Origin of the sequence: Halomonas sp. H10-59 (assembly GCF_040070555.1) — a bacterium.
Classification (GTDB): domain Bacteria; phylum Pseudomonadota; class Gammaproteobacteria; order Pseudomonadales; family Halomonadaceae; genus Halomonas; species Halomonas litopenaei.
Genome location: NZ_CP098828.1, coordinates 3,234,474 through 3,251,338, shown reverse-complemented (window position 1 = coordinate 3,251,338; position 16,865 = coordinate 3,234,474). Strand labels below are relative to the sequence as shown.

At 63.7% G+C, this 16,865-nt stretch carries 10 protein-coding genes; 7 read left to right on the top strand and 3 right to left on the bottom strand.

The genetic code is table 11. The features are described 5' to 3' along the window. Positions 1 to 278: 278 nt before the first annotated feature. The 5 genes from NFG57_RS14215 to sucD all read left to right on the top strand — a co-directional run bounded on the left by NFG57_RS14215 (position 279) and on the right by sucD (position 8,469). Positions 279 to 3,116 carry a 2-oxoglutarate dehydrogenase E1 component gene (locus tag NFG57_RS14215; protein WP_108133235.1) on the top strand — a complete coding sequence of 946 codons (2,838 nt, stop codon included), beginning with the start codon at positions 279 to 281 and terminating at the stop codon, positions 3,114 to 3,116. Positions 3,117 to 3,155: 39 nt separating this feature from the next. Beyond that, entirely contained in the window at positions 3,156 to 4,742 is a 1,587-nt protein-coding gene (gene odhB, locus NFG57_RS14210; protein WP_222517160.1) for a 2-oxoglutarate dehydrogenase complex dihydrolipoyllysine-residue succinyltransferase, read from the top strand. Between the two features lie 66 nt (positions 4,743 to 4,808). Continuing rightward, entirely contained in the window at positions 4,809 to 6,245 is a 1,437-nt protein-coding gene (lpdA, locus tag NFG57_RS14205) for a dihydrolipoyl dehydrogenase (protein WP_045992946.1), read from the top strand. 185 nt (positions 6,246 to 6,430) lie between these two features. After that, complete coding sequence (gene sucC / locus NFG57_RS14200; RefSeq protein WP_045992945.1) at positions 6,431 to 7,597, top strand: ADP-forming succinate--CoA ligase subunit beta; 1,167 nt, start codon at positions 6,431 to 6,433, stop codon at positions 7,595 to 7,597. Further along, complete coding sequence (gene sucD, locus NFG57_RS14195; protein ID WP_045992944.1) at positions 7,597 to 8,469, top strand: succinate--CoA ligase subunit alpha; 873 nt, start codon at positions 7,597 to 7,599, stop codon at positions 8,467 to 8,469. The genes sucC and sucD overlap by 1 nt, the downstream gene beginning before the upstream one ends. Before the next feature lie 121 nt (positions 8,470 to 8,590). Here the strand turns inward: sucD and NFG57_RS14190 are convergent, their stop codons facing one another. Beyond that, complete coding sequence (locus NFG57_RS14190) at positions 8,591 to 9,652, bottom strand: lysylphosphatidylglycerol synthase transmembrane domain-containing protein (RefSeq protein ID WP_260425325.1); 1,062 nt, start codon at positions 9,650 to 9,652, stop codon at positions 8,591 to 8,593. Next, entirely contained in the window at positions 9,645 to 10,760 is a 1,116-nt protein-coding gene (locus NFG57_RS14185; protein WP_108133238.1) for a glycosyltransferase, read from the bottom strand. Before NFG57_RS14185 ends, NFG57_RS14190 begins: the two co-directional genes overlap by 8 nt. 347 nt (positions 10,761 to 11,107) lie before the next feature. Here NFG57_RS14185 and NFG57_RS14180 point away from each other — a divergent pair, with 347 nt between their 5' ends. Both NFG57_RS14180 and NFG57_RS14175 read left to right on the top strand, forming a co-directional pair. After that, positions 11,108 to 13,783, top strand: coding sequence for a T6SS effector BTH_I2691 family protein (locus NFG57_RS14180; RefSeq protein WP_348814588.1), 2,676 nt, complete (start codon positions 11,108 to 11,110; stop codon positions 13,781 to 13,783). Positions 13,784 to 13,795: 12 nt separating this feature from the next. Continuing rightward, entirely contained in the window at positions 13,796 to 14,731 is a 936-nt protein-coding gene (locus NFG57_RS14175; protein WP_348814587.1) for a DUF6708 domain-containing protein, read from the top strand. A gap of 161 nt (positions 14,732 to 14,892) precedes the next feature. Here the strand turns inward: NFG57_RS14175 and NFG57_RS14170 are convergent, their stop codons facing one another. Beyond that, a complete protein-coding gene (locus NFG57_RS14170; RefSeq protein WP_287165306.1) occupies positions 14,893 to 16,833 on the bottom strand; it encodes an exoribonuclease II in 1,941 nt (646 codons plus the stop codon). Positions 16,834 to 16,865 lie beyond the last annotated feature (32 nt).

Below are 16,865 nucleotides of genomic sequence, written 5' to 3'. Positions count from 1 at the left end.
ATGGGCTCGGTCCGGGGGCGCGGCATCCTGTCGCGCCCCCGGATGACAGCGTCAGGAGCCGGTGCCATGGGCACCGGCTTTTGAGCATGATGCAAGACCGCTAGGCAGATCGACCGCGGCCCCGATGACCGCGGCAGAACCACCAGGGCGCTCGATGATGGTCAGTGCCAAGGGTGACGATGGGCAGGACGCCTTCCACTGAGGGGCCTGCGCCACGCCCGCGGTAGATCACGAGCATCGAGCCCACTACCACCCCATCAGTGCAGGGTGACCGAGAGATGCAACAAGGCATAATGGAGTTGATGTGGCGCTCCTCTCACGTGACGGGCAGCAACGTCCACTACGTGGAAGCGCTCTATGAGCAGTACCTCGACGACCCTAGCGCCGTCACCGATGAATGGCGCGATTACTTCGACGAGTTGTCACGCCAGGAAGGCGCCCCGTCCGACGAGACCCCCCTCTCACCGATCCGTGATCAGTTCTATCAGCTTGGCCGCGAACGTCGCACCGCCGTTGCCGGCAGCACGCCTGTCGACAGCGAAGAGAGCCGCAAGCAGGTCAAGGTCCTGCAGCTGATCAACGCCTATCGCTTCCGGGGCCACCAGAAGGCCGACATCGACCCGCTGGGGCTGCGTGATCCGAAGCCGGTGCCTGATCTTGATCTGGCGTTCCACCAGCTGTCCAAGGCCGACCTCGATACCGAGTTCCAGACCGGTTCCTTCTTCCTGGGCAAGGACCAGGCGCCGCTCAAGGAAATCGTCGATGCGCTGGATCGCACCTATTGCCGTTCGATCGGCTGCGAGTTCATGCATATCGTCGATACCGAAGAGAAGCGCTGGCTGCAGCAGCGTTTCGAGTCGGTGCGCTCGGCTCCGGACCATGGTGATGATCGCCGCAAGCAGCTGTTCGAGCGGTTGTCCGCGGCCGAAGGGCTGGAAAGCTACCTGGCCTCCAAGTACCCGGGCACCAAGCGCTTCGGCCTTGAGGGTGGCGAGACCTTCATTCCGATGATGGACGAGCTGATCCAGCGCGCGGGCAGCTACGGCACCAAGGAAGTGGTCATCGGCATGGCCCACCGCGGTCGCCTCAACGTGCTGGTCAACATCCTCGGCAAGAACCCCGGCGAGCTGATCGACGAGTTCGACGGCAAGAAGCTGATCGAGCGCGGTTCCGGTGACGTCAAGTATCACCAGGGCTTCAGCTCCAACGTGATGACGCCGGGCGGTGAGGTTCACCTGGCGATGTCCTTCAACCCCTCGCACCTCGAAATCGTGGCGCCGGTGGTGGAAGGCTCGGTGCGCGCTCGCCAGGATCGCCGCGACGATGTCGATGGCGGCAAGGTGCTGCCGATCAACGTCCATGGCGATGCCGCCTTCGCTGGTCAGGGCGTGGTCATGGAGACGTTCCAGATGTCCCAGACCCGTGCCTACAAGACCGGTGGTACGGTGCACATCGTCATCAACAACCAGGTCGGCTTCACCACGTCGCATCCCGAGGACGCGCGTTCCACCGAGTACTGCACCGACATCGCCAAGATGGTGCAGGCGCCGATCCTGCACGTGAACGGTGACGATCCCGACGCGGTGCTCCACGTGACCCAGGTGGCCCTGGACTATCGTCAGCAGTTCAAGAAGGACGTGGTCATCGACCTGGTGTGCTACCGCCGCCGCGGCCACAACGAGGCCGACGAGCCCTCCGGCACCCAGCCGATGATGTACCGCAAGATCAAGGACCATCCGTCCTCTCGTGCGATCTACGCCGAGCGCCTGGTCAAGCAGGGCGTGCTGAGCGAAGACGAAGCCAAGGCGGTGGTCGAGAAGTATCGCGATGATCTGGTCGCCGGCAATCACGTGGCCAACGCCCTGGTGCAGGAACCCAACACCTCACTGTTCGTCGACTGGAAGCCGTACCTCGGTCACGAGTGGACCGGGCACGCCGATACCACCTTCGACATGAAGCGGCTCAAGCAGCTTGCCGCCAAGATGTGCGAGATCCCTGACGGGGTGAAGGTGCAGCGTCAGGTCGCCAAGATCTACGATGATCGCCGCAAGATGCAGGGCGGTGGGCTGGCCATGAACTGGGGCTTCGCCGAAACCCTGGCCTACGCCACCTTGCTCGAGCAGGGACACCCGATTCGCCTGACCGGTCAGGATGTCGGACGCGGTACCTTCTCGCACCGCCATGCGGTGATCCACAACCAGGCCGACGGTTCCACCTACGTGCCGCTTCAGCACATGGCGGACGGTCAGCCGCGTTTCACTATCCATGACTCCTTCCTCTCCGAGGAGGCGGTGCTGGCGTTCGAGTACGGCTACTCGACCACCATGCCCAACGCGCTGGTGATCTGGGAAGCGCAGTTCGGTGACTTCTTCAACGGCGCCCAGGTGGTGGTGGACCAGTTCATCTCCTCCGGCGAGACCAAGTGGGGTCGTCTGTGTGGCCTGACCATGCTGCTGCCCCACGGTTTCGAAGGGCAGGGCCCCGAGCACTCCTCGGCGCGTCTCGAGCGCTTCCTGCAGCTGTGCGCCGAGCACAACATGCAGGTGTGCGTGCCGACCACCCCGGCGCAGATCTATCACCTGCTGCGCCGTCAGGTGATTCGCCCGCTGCGCAAGCCGCTGGTGGTGATGTCGCCGAAGAGCCTGCTGCGCCACAAGGAAGCCACCTCGAGCCTCGAGGACCTCGCCAACGGCAGCTTCAACATGGTGCTGCCCGACCAGGGACAGCGTGATGCGTCCAAGGTCGAGCGGATCATCATGTGCTCGGGCAAGGTCTATTACGATCTGGCCAACTGGCGCGAGGAGAACCTGCGTGACGATGTAGCGATCGTGCGCGTCGAGCAGCTCTATCCGTTCCCCAAGGAAGAGCTGATCGAGACGCTCAAGGACTACAGCGGCGTCACCGACATCGTCTGGTGTCAGGAAGAGCCCCTGAACCAGGGCGCCTGGTATTCCATGCAGCACAATCTGCGCATCGTCGCCGATTCGCTCAAGGACGGCCTGGGCGGTCAGCTGAAGTTTGCCGGACGTCCGGCATCGGCGGCTCCCGCGGCGGGCTACATGTCCGTACACACCGAACAGCAGCGCCAACTGGTGGAAGACGCCTTCAATCTCTAAGGCGACCATCGGGAAGAGAGAGAACACTAAGGATACGACATGGCTACCGAGATCAAGGCACCATCCTTTCCGGAATCCGTTGCCGAAGGCACCGTAGGTACCTGGCACAAGAAGCCGGGTGACAGCGTCGAGCGTGACGAACTGATCGTCGAGATCGAGACCGACAAGGTCGTGCTCGAGGTGGTGGCGGTGGAAGCCGGCACCCTGTCAGAGGTGCTGGTGGAAGAAGGCGACACCGTGGAGTCCGAGCAGGTCCTGGGCCGCATCGGTGAAGGCGGCGGCGAGTCCAAGGAAGCGTCCGAGGAGTCGTCCGAGAAAGACGAGGACGACGCCAAGGAAGCCGCTTCCGAAGCGTCCGACGACAAGGCTGAGAAGAAGCCGGCCGAAGCGCCCAAGGGCGGCGGCGAGAAGCGCGACGTCAAGGCACCGAGCTTCCCCGAGTCGGTGCAGGAAGGGACCGTCGCCAGCTGGACCAAGAAGGTCGGCGAAGCGGTCAAGCGTGACGAAGTGCTGGCCGAGATCGAGACCGACAAGGTCGTGCTCGAGGTGGTCGCACCGGAAGATGGCGCCCTGGCCGAGATCAAGATCGAGGAAGGCGACACCGTGGAGTCCGAGGCCGTGCTGGCGGTGTTCGAGGTGGGTGCAGGCGGTGGCTCTGCCGATACCGCCGATCAGGAAGCGCCCAAGGCCAGCGCCGACGATGGCGACAGCGACGAGCAGGTCGGTGACAAGATCGTGGCGCCTGCCGCGCGCAAGCTGATCGCCGAGCACGACCTCGACGTCAGTGCCATCAAGGGCACCGGCAAGGACGGTCGCGTCCTCAAGGAAGACGTGCTCAAGGCGGTCAAGGACGGCGGCGCCAAGAAGTCCGCGCCGGCCAAGAAGGCCAGCTCCGGCGCCACCGCAGCCCCGGCCGTGGAAGGCGAGCGCCCCGAGAAGCGCGTGCCGATGACCCGTCTGCGCAAGACCATCGCCAAGCGTCTGGTCCAGGCTCAGCAGACCGCTGCCATGCTGACCACCTACAATGAGGTGGACATGGGTGCGGTGATGGAGCTGCGCTCCCAGTACAAGGACACCTTTCTGAAGGCCCACGACGTCAAGCTCGGTTTCATGGGCTTCTTCGTCAAGGCGGCTTCCGAGGCGCTCAAGCGCTTCCCTGATGTCAACGCCTCCATCGACGGTGACGACATCGTCTACCACGGTTATCAGGACATCGGCGTGGCCGTATCCACCGACCGTGGCCTGGTGGTGCCGGTGCTGCGCGATACCGACAGCATGAAGATCGCCGACGTCGAGAAGGGCATCGTCGACTTCGGCAAGCGCGGACGCGAAGGCAAGCTGGGCATCGAGGACATGCAGGGCGGTACCTTCACCATCACCAACGGCGGCATCTTCGGCTCGCTGATGTCGACCCCGATCCTGAATCCGCCGCAGACCGCGATCCTCGGCATGCACAAGATCCAGGAGCGTCCGATGGCGGTCAACGGCAAGGTCGAGATTCGCCCGATGATGTATCTGGCGCTGTCCTACGACCACCGCATGATCGATGGCAAGGATGCGGTACAGTTCCTGGTCACCATCAAGGAGCTGCTCGAGGATCCGGCGCGTCTGCTGCTGGAAATCTGAGCCTGACCGTGGCAGCGACAGGGATTTACTGCAGAGCCTCTGCACACAGAACGAACAGGAGCCAACATGGCCGACAAGTATGATGTGATCGTCATTGGCGCGGGCCCGGGTGGCTACGTGGCCGCCATCCGTGCTGCTCAGCTGGGTCTGAAGACCGCCTGCGTCGAGAAGTGGATCGGCAAGGAAGGCAAGGTGGTGCACGGCGGTACCTGCCTGAACGTGGGCTGTATCCCGTCCAAGGCACTGCTCGAGGCCTCCCACAAGTTCGTCGAGGCCCAGCACGACTTCGACGACATGGGCATCCAGGCCGGCGACGTCAGCATGGACGTGTCCAAGATGATGGCGCGCAAGGACAAGATCGTTAAGCAGCTGACCGGCGGCATCTCCGGGCTGTTCAAGGCCAATGGCGTCACCGCCATCGAAGGTACCGGCAAGGTCGTGGCCAAGAACAAGGTCGAGGTCACCGACAAGGACGGCGAGTCCAGCACCGTCGAGGCGGACAACATCGTCATCGCCGCCGGCTCGGTGCCGGTGGAGATCCCGCCGACCCCGCTGACCGAGGGTCTGATCGTCGATTCCACCGGCGCCCTCGAGTTCCAGGAGACGCCCAAGCGTCTGGGCGTCATCGGCGCCGGCGTCATCGGCCTTGAGCTCGGCAGCGTGTGGAGCCGCCTCGGCAGCGAAGTGACCGTGCTCGAGGCGATGGACAGCTTCCTGCCGATGGTCGACTCGGCCATCGCCAAGGAGACCCAGAAGCTGCTCAAGAAGCAGGGTCTGGACATCAAGCTCAACGCCCGCGTGACCGGTTCCGAGGTCAAGGGTGAGGAAGTCGTCGTCAAGTACGAGGACAACGAGGGTGAGAAGGAACTGACCTTCGACAAGCTGATCGTCTGTGTCGGCCGTCGTCCCTACACCAAGGGCGTGGTAGCCGACGGCCTGGGCGTCGAACTGGATCAGCGCGGCTTCATCCACGTCGATGACCAGTGCCGCACCAGCGTGCCGGGCGTCTACGCCATCGGCGACTGCGTGCGTGGCCCGATGCTGGCCCACAAGGCCTCCGAAGAGGGCGTGATGGTGGCCGACATCATCGCAGGCCACAAGGCGCAGATGAACTACGACGCCATTCCCAGCGTGATCTACACCCACCCCGAGGTGGCCTGGGTCGGCATGAACGAGCAGGACGCCAAGTCCGCCGGTATCAAGGTCAAGACCGGTAGTTTCCCGTTCGCCGCCAGTGGCCGTGCCATGGCCAACAACGCCACCGAAGGCCAGGCCAAGATCATCGCCGACGCCGAGACCGATCGCATCCTGGGGATGCACATCGTCGGTCAGCACGCCGGTGAGCTGATCGCCCAGGGCGTTATCGCCATGGAATTCGGCTCCAGCGCCGAAGATCTGGCGCTGACCTGCTACGCGCACCCGAGCCTGTCCGAGGCGGTGCACGAGGCAGCGCTGGCGGTGGAAGGGCACGCCATCCACGTGGCCAACCGCAAGAAGCGCTAGCAAGACAACAAGCGCCCGGTAATCCTAGGCAAGCCTGTGCAGTTTTGGCAGGCTTGCCGGTGTTTTCCGCGAGCGCATCGCCGCCGACCATGTATCGGTGGCGGTCGGTGGCGACCCGATGACTTTCGTCCCTCGGGGCAGGGTGGGTCGCCGTTCGAGTCACATGCAACCAATGGCATGAATCGATGAACCTTCACGAGTATCAAGGCAAGCAGCTGTTTGCCGACTATGGTCTGCCCGTTTCCAAGGGCTTCGCCTGCGACACCCCCGAAGAAGCCTACGAGGCTTGCAAGAAGATCGGCGGCGACATGTGGGTCGTCAAGGCCCAGGTCCACGCCGGTGGCCGCGGCAAAGCCGGTGGTGTCAAGCTGATCAAGAGCCCGGACGAAGCCAAGGCCTTCGCCGAGCAGTGGCTGGGCAAGAACCTGGTGACCTTCCAGACCGACGAGAACGGTCAGCCGGTCGCCAAGATCCTGGTCGAGAACTGCACCGACATCGCCAATGAGCTGTACCTTGGCGCGGTGGTCGACCGTGGCACCCAGCGTGTGGTCTTCATGGCTTCCACCGAAGGTGGTGTCGAGATCGAGAAGGTCGCCGAAGAGACGCCCGAGAAGATCCTCAAGGCCGAGATCGACCCGCTGGTCGGCGCACAGCCCTACCAGGCGCGTGAGCTGGCCTTCGCCCTCGGCCTGGAAGGCGCGCAGGTGAAGCAGTTCACCAAGATCTTCCTGGGTCTGTCCAAGATGTTCCACGACAAGGATCTGGCGCTTTTGGAGATCAACCCGCTGGTGATCACCGACGAAGGCAATCTCCACTGCCTCGACGCCAAGATCAACCTGGACGGCAACGCCCTGTACCGTCACCCGGATCTGCAGGAAATGCGTGACCCGTCCCAGGAAGACGAGCGTGAAGCCAACGCTGCCCAGTGGGACCTGAACTACGTCGCCCTGGAAGGCAACATCGGCTGCATGGTCAACGGCGCTGGCCTGGCCATGGGCACCATGGACATCATCAAGCTCCACGGTGGCCAGCCGGCCAACTTCCTTGACGTCGGCGGCGGCGCCACCAAGGAGCGCGTGGCTGAGGCGTTCAAGATCATCCTGTCCGACGACAGCGTGCAGGCCGTGCTGGTCAACATCTTCGGCGGTATCGTGCGCTGCGACATGATCGCTGAAGGCATCATCGGTGCCGTCGAGCAGGTCGGCGTCAATGTGCCGGTCGTGGTGCGTCTGGAAGGTAACAACGCCGAGCTGGGTGCCGAGAAACTGGCCTCCAGCGGTCTGAACATCATCGCTGCCAAGAGCCTCACCGATGCGGCTCAGCAGGTCGTCAAGGCAGCGGAGGGCAAGTAATGAGCATCCTGATCGACAAGAACACCAAGGTCATCTGCCAGGGCTTCACTGGCGGACAGGGGACCTTCCACTCCGAACAGGCCATCGAGTACGGCACCCAGATGGTCGGCGGCGTGACCCCGGGCAAGGGCGGCCAGGAGCACCTGGGCCTGCCGGTGTTCAACACCGTCAAGGAAGCCGTCGAGCAGACCGGCGCCGAGGCCAGCGTGATCTACGTGCCTGCCCCGTTCTGCAAGGATTCCATCCTGGAAGCCGCCAACGCCGGCATCAAGCTGATCGTGTGCATCACTGAAGGCATCCCGACCCTCGACATGCTGGACGTCAAGGTCAAGTGCGATGAGCTGGGCGTGCGTCTGATCGGTCCGAACTGCCCCGGTGTCATCACCCCGGGCGAGACCAAGATCGGCATCATGCCGGGTCACATCCACAAGCCGGGCAAGGTCGGTATCGTGTCGCGTTCCGGCACCCTGACCTACGAAGCGGTCAAGCAGACCACCGACCACGGCTTCGGCCAGTCCACCTGTGTGGGCATCGGCGGTGACCCGATCCCGGGCTCCAACTTCATCGACATCCTCGAGATGTTCGAGAAGGACCCGGCGACCGAGGCCATCGTCATGATCGGTGAGATCGGCGGTACCGCCGAGGAAGAGGCTGCTGCCTACATCAAGGAGCACGTCTCCAAGCCGGTGGTGTCCTACATCGCCGGTGTCACCGCTCCTCCCGGCAAGCGCATGGGCCACGCCGGCGCCATCATCGCCGGTGGCAAGGGCACCGCGGACGAGAAGTTCGCCGCCCTGGAAGCCGCGGGCGTCAAGACCGTGCGCTCCCTGGCCGAGATCGGCGACGCCCTGAAGGAAGCGACCGGCTGGTAAGCGGTCCTACCGTCAGAATAAGCGTCAGAATAAAGGCCACCTCCGGGTGGCCTTTTTTGTGGCTGGAACTCCACCAGATGCGACGAAGGGGCGGGTCGAAGGGGGAAGTACGCGGAAGGCGTTAGGGACGAGGCGACGATTGATTGGCCCGCGTGCGCCACCAGCCGACCACCTGTGCCACGAACACCGGCGCGCCCGCCACCAGATAGAGGTGGTAGCTGACCAGGCGCCAGACGATCACCGCCGCCGCGGCCTGCTCTCGGGCCATCAGCGGCAGCAGCAGGGCGCCTACGCTGACCTCCGCGGCGCCGGCGCCGCCCGGCAGCACGCTCAACTGGCTGGCGGCCATGGCCAGCATCTGCACCAGAAAGGTCCAGGCCCAGTCGGCGCCGCCGCCCACCCCCAGCACCGCCAGATACAGGAGGCTATAGCGCGCAAGCCAGTGCAGGCAGCACAGCGCGAAGATCGCCATCAGCACGCCCTTGGGCAGCGCAAGCGTACTCGCCAGGGTCCGGCGACAGCGCAGCAGGCGTCGGGTCATCCAGCGCCTGGGCCCCGAGCCGACAAAGGGAGGGGGAGGGACATGGCGCAGCAGCCAGGGTAGCCACACGATCACCACCGCAAACACCACAAGCGCCAGCAGCAGCGCCGCCAGGGAGGCCTCGACCAGGGTCTGGTGAGGCCAGCTGGCCAGTCCGCTCATCGACAGCGACACCAGTACGCCCAGCATCAGGCTGAAGAACAGCATGTCGGCGAGCTGATCGACCAGAAAGATGGCCGAGGCCTGGGCCGGCGGATAGCCCCGGCGTGCCAGCAGCCACAGCAGGGTGGCGACGCCTCCGCCCCCGGCCGGGGTGGCACATAGCGCGAACTTCGACGACATCTCGATCGCCAGGGCACCGCCCTGACCGAGGCGGCCGGCTCGTCCGTCGAGCATCAGCCGCAGGCGCGCCGCGTTGAGGTTCCAGCAGATCACCGCCAGGGCTACCATCAGCGCCAGCAGGGGCAGCGGGAAGGCGATAACCGCAGTGAAGGTGCCGGCGCCCCCCAGCCACCACGGCAGCAGCAGGGTGATGGCCAGGGTCAGGATCAGCAGGGCGGCCTTCCACCACAGGCGTGATCGCATCCCGGCAGGGGCACGCAGGCGCCTGTCCAGCGATGGTGTTGGCCCAAACCTAGCCATGGCGCCGATCGCGCGGGCAGACCGGATCGATGACGGCTTCGTAATGGTTGAGCAGCGAAATCATCACCTTGTCCCAGTCGAACTGGCGCTCGACGAAGCGCCGAGCGTGGCGCCCGGCCGATTGCGGATCATTGGCGAACAGCGCCTCGGTGGCCTCGGCCATGGCGGCTGCCGAATGTGGCTGACATAGCACGCCGCCGCCCAATGGCACGTTCTCGATCAGCGCACCGGCCCTGGCGCCGATCACCGGGATGCCGCTGGCCATGGCTTCCTGGGCGATCAGCCCGAAGGTCTCGCGGGTGCCCGCGTGCAGCAGGGCATCACTGGAGGCGAGCGCACGGGCGACCTCATGCACGCCGACGCAGCGATTGATGACGCTGACGTTGGCGGGCACCTCGGTGGGCATGCCGGGGCCCATCAACAGCAGGTGGTAGGGAGGCCCAAGGCGCCTGGCGGTGTCCAGCAACACCTCGATGTTCTTCTCTCGTGAGTAGCGCCCGACGAACACCAATAGACGGCTGTCGTTGCCGAGCCCCAGCTTGCGCCTGAGCTCGGGATCGCGCCTGTCCGGGTGAAAGGTCGCCAGATCGACGCCAAGGGGCTGCACCCGCACCCGTTTGACGCCCCAGGACGTCAGACGGTCGGCCATCGCCTGGCAGGGCGCCAGTACGCTGTCGAAGCGGCGGTAAAGGTCGACCACGTAGCGCTCCAGCCGTCGCTGCACCATCGGCCCGAAGCGATCCCCCATCAACCGAGGAAGGTCCGAGTGGTAGAAGCCCACCACCGGCACGCCGAGACGCTGGCCGGCGTCCAGTGCCGCCCAGGCGGTGACGTAGGGGTCGCCGGCTTCGATCAGATCCGGCGATAGCTCCACCAGGGCGTCGCGCCAGGGCCGGCGGCGCAGCGGAAAGCGGTAGCTCTGGCCCAGCGGGATGCGCAGTGCAGGCAACTGGTGATGGTCGCCGAGGCTGTCTCGCTCGGCCCCCGGCACCAGCAGACTGGTGCGCAACTGCGGGAAGCGCGAAAACACCCGGTGTTTGGCTTGAAGGTAGGTGCGTACGCCGCCGCTGGCGGGGGCGTGAAACATGGTGACGTCGGCGAGATGCAAAAGGGGCCTCCATGGCGAGCGCGTCATTGCCATGAGCCTACGAGGGAAATAAGTCAGTTCAGCGACAGGGGGGGGCAGTACGTCATCATCCTCGAGATGAGCTGGGCAAGAAGTAAGCGAGGTGGACTGACCTCTGCATCGGATGTGTCTTTCGTCGCTGGCGCCTTGATCTCGATACGCTCCTGAAGCGCGCTTGTCGAACCGGAGTAGTGGTTAGGTGTTCTCGTACAGAAGTTGGAGGTGACGACCCCTTATGCTGAGAGAAACAGCGGCGGCAAAGTCCAAGCCGCGTTTCATCGCCACCAGCACATGGAGCGGGAAGGCGACTTCAGGGAAGGGGGAGAAGTATGGCGGACGTCAGGATCAGCGAGATTGCCGACTGGCTCGAGGCACTGGACGACAACAGCCCGCTGCCAGGAACGAAGCAGCAGGGCTGCCCTTGCTGCGACAGGGTGGGACTACCCATCCTGCCGGTGCGCTACGCGGTATCGGACCGTCACGTCAGCGACTGGTCGCAAGACCTTCCCTGGTCGATGGCGGTACACGCCAATCGCCACTTTCCTGCCCCGCGTGAGACGCGCTATGTCCTGCGCCTGATGCGCGAGGGCTATCTCTACCTGTTCGACGAGAAGCGCCAGCGCTGGCAAGCCTGGCGCATCACTCACGACTCCCGTTTCGAAGAATTTGACCCCTATGGGCGCGGGCCGAGAGAGACGGCCTACGGGGACTCGCACATCGACGCGCCTTGCAATATTCCCGAGAATAATCTCTCTGCGCGCCTGATTTCTCTACCGAAGGCTCAGGAAGCTGGCATCGTTCACGTTGGCTATAGTGACCATCCCTTCACGCAGGCCATGCTGGGGCGGCTGGAGCGCAACGACAGCGGCCTGCGTGATCGCCTGCTTAGTCCTTTCGATGTGGCTGCCTGGCTTGGTACGGGAGAGGCCGCTGGCGTGATTCCCTCTACGCAACTCGGCACGCATGTCATGGAGTTCAATGACGCCTGTCCCGAGGAACTGCTGGAGAACGATGGTTTTCCCCTTGTTGGCGTCTGCGAGCGATTGCCGTCGACGGTGAGTCAGCTTCGCGATCGGATGAACTGGATGGTCCAGGACGCTCCTCAGTGGATCGACAGGACACCAATACTGGCGGTGGCTGACCCTATCGGCATGTGCATCTCCGTCAATCATTACCGGAACCAGGCCAAGGCTCGCCTCGATCGCTATGCCCGCCGCAAGGATGTGGTGGAAAGGAAGGTCACATCGGAATTGATCGAGGGGATACGAGAAGCGGTGAAAAGCAAGGCCGAGCACCAGGCAGAGCAACATATTGAGCGGGCACGTCGAGCCGAGGTGTTTGGTGACCAGAGGCTCGCTCAGGAGTTCGATGCGCTGACGGACGCATCAGAAAAGGCAAGGCGCTGGGCGCTGATGGGCGATATCGACAGGCGAAGAGTCGAGCGGGGTCGCCGCGAGCTCGAATTGCTGCGCGGGCAGCAGGCTGATAACGCGCTAGCCTATCAGCGTCGTGCCATCGAGCAGAGTTGGGAAAAGTATCAGGCCTGCTACGACGAGCAGCGGCGTCTGGAGTTCGAGTCGCGCTATAGCGCCCATCTTGAACGTGACAGCCAGGCGGTGGTGAAGCTGGCCGAGATTCACCGTGACTGGTTGATGTCCGACCTGGTCCGTGACGCCATGCTGGGCTACGACGACCAGGATCTGGACAATGGGGCGGCCTATGAGGTGGCCGTGGCCGCCATGACGGTGGGCATGACCACGACAGAGACGGGGCAGGAAACCGTCGCCGAGTTGACCGAACGATCGATCGACGAGGTGGATTCCTACCTGTGGCGTGCCACCTTCGCCAATCACGCCCCGGCCATCGACATGGTCAAGGATCTGGTCTTCGAAAGTGCCTTCTGGGGCAGCAAGATTCTGGGCCCCTTGAGGCGGGTGCTGGGGGCGGACATGGACAACCGCTCCCAGACCGAGCAACTGCTGGCCACCATGGCCAGTCAGATCGCGCAAAAGCTCGGGATGGTCAGCTACACCGATATCGCCAACCACTCGCTGGCACGACTGTGGCAGGCGGTCGGCTGGGTGCGCTACGGGTTCAAGACGTCCTTGATGGTGTTCGATGCCACACCCAGACAGCTGTTGTTCATGTACGACCAGGTGCTATGGCGTGATGAACTTGCCTTCCGCAATATCCGGCATGACCTGCGCCACTTCTTTCCGCCCTTGCCGGAGGGGCACTCTGACGTGCCGATACGTCTGTGGGCCTTTGTTCCCACCTCCGTGGATCCGCTGCAGCGCCCGATCATCCAGGCGGAACTTGCCCAGTCGATCGAGATGCGGCGAATCGCCGTCGCATCGGCAATGACGCCAGGCACCTGGTTGGGCGTCTTCGCCGCCAGCCTGGAGCTGATCAATTCGGTGCATCTGGGCGAAGCCGTGTTTGACGAGAACTCCGCCAAGAGTCAGGCGGAGCGAAACTGGATGTTTGGCGGTGGGCTGCTGTATCTGGCCAGTAGTCTGGTCGGGGTGGCCAATCAGATGATCCACCCGGTGGCGGCGCCGGAGAGCCGTCTGTACAAGGGTCTGGCCTGGGGCGGAGGAATCACCGCAGCGCTGGGGGCCTGGATTTTTGGCGTATGGCATGCAGTAAAGGCAGTCAAGGCATATCAAAGCGGGGACTTGGTTCTATTTGCGTTGTACGCATCTTCCTCACTTGTCTTTTTGGGCTCTGGAGCCTCCGCGCTGGCTGCTGTGGCTCAACAGGTAGGCAAGATATCGGCAACGGAAGCGGCGATGGGTTCCTTGATCATCAGTCGCTCAGGCTGGGCCTTGGTGGCTGCCAGGCTGGGTTGGATTGGCCTGGCGGTGGCGCTGTTGATCGTGGCGTTGGAGAAGAACCAGCTCGAGACCTGGCTGACCCGCTGCGTCTTTGGCAATGGAGATGCTGACGTTCGTTACCGGGATCTTCAGGCGGCGCTCGATGCGCTGGACGATATGACGCGCTAGAGGATGGCCGCGATGATCAACGAGTACTTTACCCAGCTGTTGTATCGCGACCGGGGGCTCGACTGGTTTGCCGAGCCGCTGGATATTCCTGTGGACGACGATATCCCATTTGACCTAAAGACTCGAGCAACCGATGAGCCCTATGACGCCGAGTTTATCTACACAAAGAATGATGTTTTTCTGGAAACCGTCAATGCCGATGAGTTTTGTCGGCGGGGCATGTACACAGCAATGTTTGGCTTTCTTTTTGGTGGGTTGATTCCCTTTGCTGTATTGTCTTTTCTTGAGGTTGCCTGGGATTTTTATACTGATGGTCTAAGCGTTCTGAGATGTGTGGCGCTATTTTTTTGTTCTGTTTTCATTTTTTTTCTTTCCTACGTAGTCTGCAACGCCCACTCCGCCTGGGACTGCTTTACCTATCGCCATGCGGCGATTCGCTTTAACCGTCGAACCCGTCAGGTGCATGTGTTCTATACGCCCAAGCTGGGCGGTCCACGCAGCTATGACTGGGACGATATTCTGGCGACCATCACCCCCTTCGACAACGGCGGCTACTTTGTGCTGAACATCATGGCGGCAACGCCGGACGGAACCCGCTACTACGACAGCTTTCCGGTGGGGGGTGAGTTAGTGAAGCATGAGGAGTGCCTGGGCTGGTGGGAATATATCCGCCGCTATATGGAAGAAGGGCCGGACCAAGTACCGGAGCCCGGCTGGTACCACACCGACCGGCTGTCGCTGAAGGAGTCCTTTCTGCGCTGGTTCCCGCTGCGGGAGATGAAGCGTGACAAGGCCCGGGGCCATGATATTCGTTACTCCCAATGGCGCATGGTGCTGATGTCGCCGATGCTGGCGCTGTTCTCACTGGGGCACTTTGTCTCGATGCTGACCAGCCGCGAGGTGGTCTGGACGAAGGAGATTCGTGAGGCCTGTGGGGAAGGCGGATGATGGCGTGAAACACCGGGAGCCTTGCCAGTCTTGCCTGGTCTTGCCGCCGTTGGGCCGCAGCAATTGAAGCCATCTAAGAAAACGGCGACCCGAAGGTCGCCGTTTTCTGTACTTCCAGGTCGATAGCGGTGTTACCGCCGCGACCGAGCAGGAAGGATCGCTCAGGCGGCGGGCTGGGCCACCAGTGAGCGGGTCTCTTCCTTGGCTTCGGTCAGGGCGACGCGTACCGCGTCGCCGAGCTTGAAGCGCTCCTCGCCCTCGATCTGGATGCGGCCTTCCTTGTCGTCGACCACCACCTTGTCGCGGTCTGCGTGCATCAGCGGTGCCGGTACGAAGGCGGTGGCGCCGTTGGCGGTCAGGCGTACCCGCATGCCGCCGCGGTTGATGGCGATGATCTCGGCATCGAACACGTCCTGCTGCTTGGCCGCCGGGGTCAGGTAGCGCACGTAGAGCCAGTCCTTGACGTCGCGCTCGGCCAGGCGGTTGAGGCGACGACGCTCGGTGAGCTGCTCGGTCAGCTCGACGCTGGCCTCCTTCGGCGCCTGCTCGCCCTTGAGCACACGCTTGATCAGGCGGTGGTTGACCATGTCGCCGTACTTGCGGATCGGCGAGGTCCAGGTGGCGTAGGCGGCCAGTCCCAGGCCAAAGTGCGGGCCCGGCTGGGCGGACATGGCGGTAAAGCCCTGGAACTTGCGCAGGCGGGCGTCGAGCCAGGCATCGTCGCGGCTTTCCAGCGCACGCTTGAGCTCCTTGTAGCGCGACAGGTCGGTCAGCGCCTCACGCTCGACGGCGATGTCCTGGGTCGCGAGGAAGCTCTGGGCGGCCTCGGCCTTGTCGTCCTCGAAGGCACGATGGACGTTGAAGATGCCGTGTCCGACCTTGTCGGCCAGCAACGCCGCACAGCAGGCATTGGCGGCGATCATCGACTCTTCGATCATGCGGTTGGCGATGCGCCGCTCTTCGGTGCGGATCGCCAGCACGTTGCCGGCCTTGTCCAGGTCGAAGACATAGTCGGGACGGTCCTTGAACACCAGGGCGTGCTCCTGACGCCAGGCGGTGCGTGCCTCGGTCAGATCGCGGAGGGCCTTGAGCTGTTCACCGATGGTGTCGTCGGGTGCCCAGTCGCCCCGGCCTTCGAGCCAGTCAGAGACGTTGTCGTAGACCAGGCGAGCCTGTGAACGCGCGGTGGCAGCGAAGAACTGATAGTCACCGAGGCTGCCATCGGCGTTGACGTCCAGGCGACAGGCCAGCACCGGGCGCTCCTGGCCCTCGTGCAGCGAGCACAGATCGTCGGCCAGCTGCTCGGGCAGCATGGTGACGTTCTGGCCCGGCAGGTAGACGGTGAAGGCGCGGGTGCGGGCCTCGAGGTCGGCGGCGTGGCCTTCCTCGACGTAGGCGGTGGGGTCGGCGATGGCCACCGACAGGCGCCAGCCGCCGTCCTCGCGGACCTCGACGCGCAAGGCGTCGTCCATGTCCCGGGTCTTCTCGCCATCGATGGTGAAGAAGGGCTCGGCGGTCAGGTCCTCTCGCTCCAGGCCTTCGTCGCGCAGCGGCCAGTCGTTGCCGGCGTCGGGGCATTCCTGCTCGAGGGCGTGGCGGGCCAGGGTGACGCGCCAGGGCACTGCGGGATCATCGGTCTTGGCCACCAGCTCGTCGATCTGGGTAAAGAAGGCGCGATCGTCGGGCTTGAGCGGGTGGCGCACCAGACGCGCCACTACCCAGTCGCCGTCACCGATGGCGTCTTCCTCGAGGCTGCGCTTGATGCGTGCCTTCATGGCGGTCTTGATCGACGGGTGATCAGGCACCACCGCCAGGCGCCCATCGCGCTTCTGCACCCGGGCAACGAAGCGCTGCATGTTGCTCTCGATCAGGGTGTCGGGTTCCACCGACTTGCGCTCGCCTTCCTCGTGCAGCACTGCCTCGACGCGGTCGCCGTGCAGCACCTTCTTCATGGCGGGGGGCGGCACGAAATAGGACGCACCGTCCTCGCACTCGAGGAAGCCGAAGCCCTTTTCGGTGGCTTTGATGACACCCGTGACGCGGGGGGTGTTATCGCGGATCTGTTGCTTGAGCTGAGCCAGCAAGGCGTTGTTCTGCAGCATGGTCACGATCGAGTGGCGGGAATAAGGGGGCC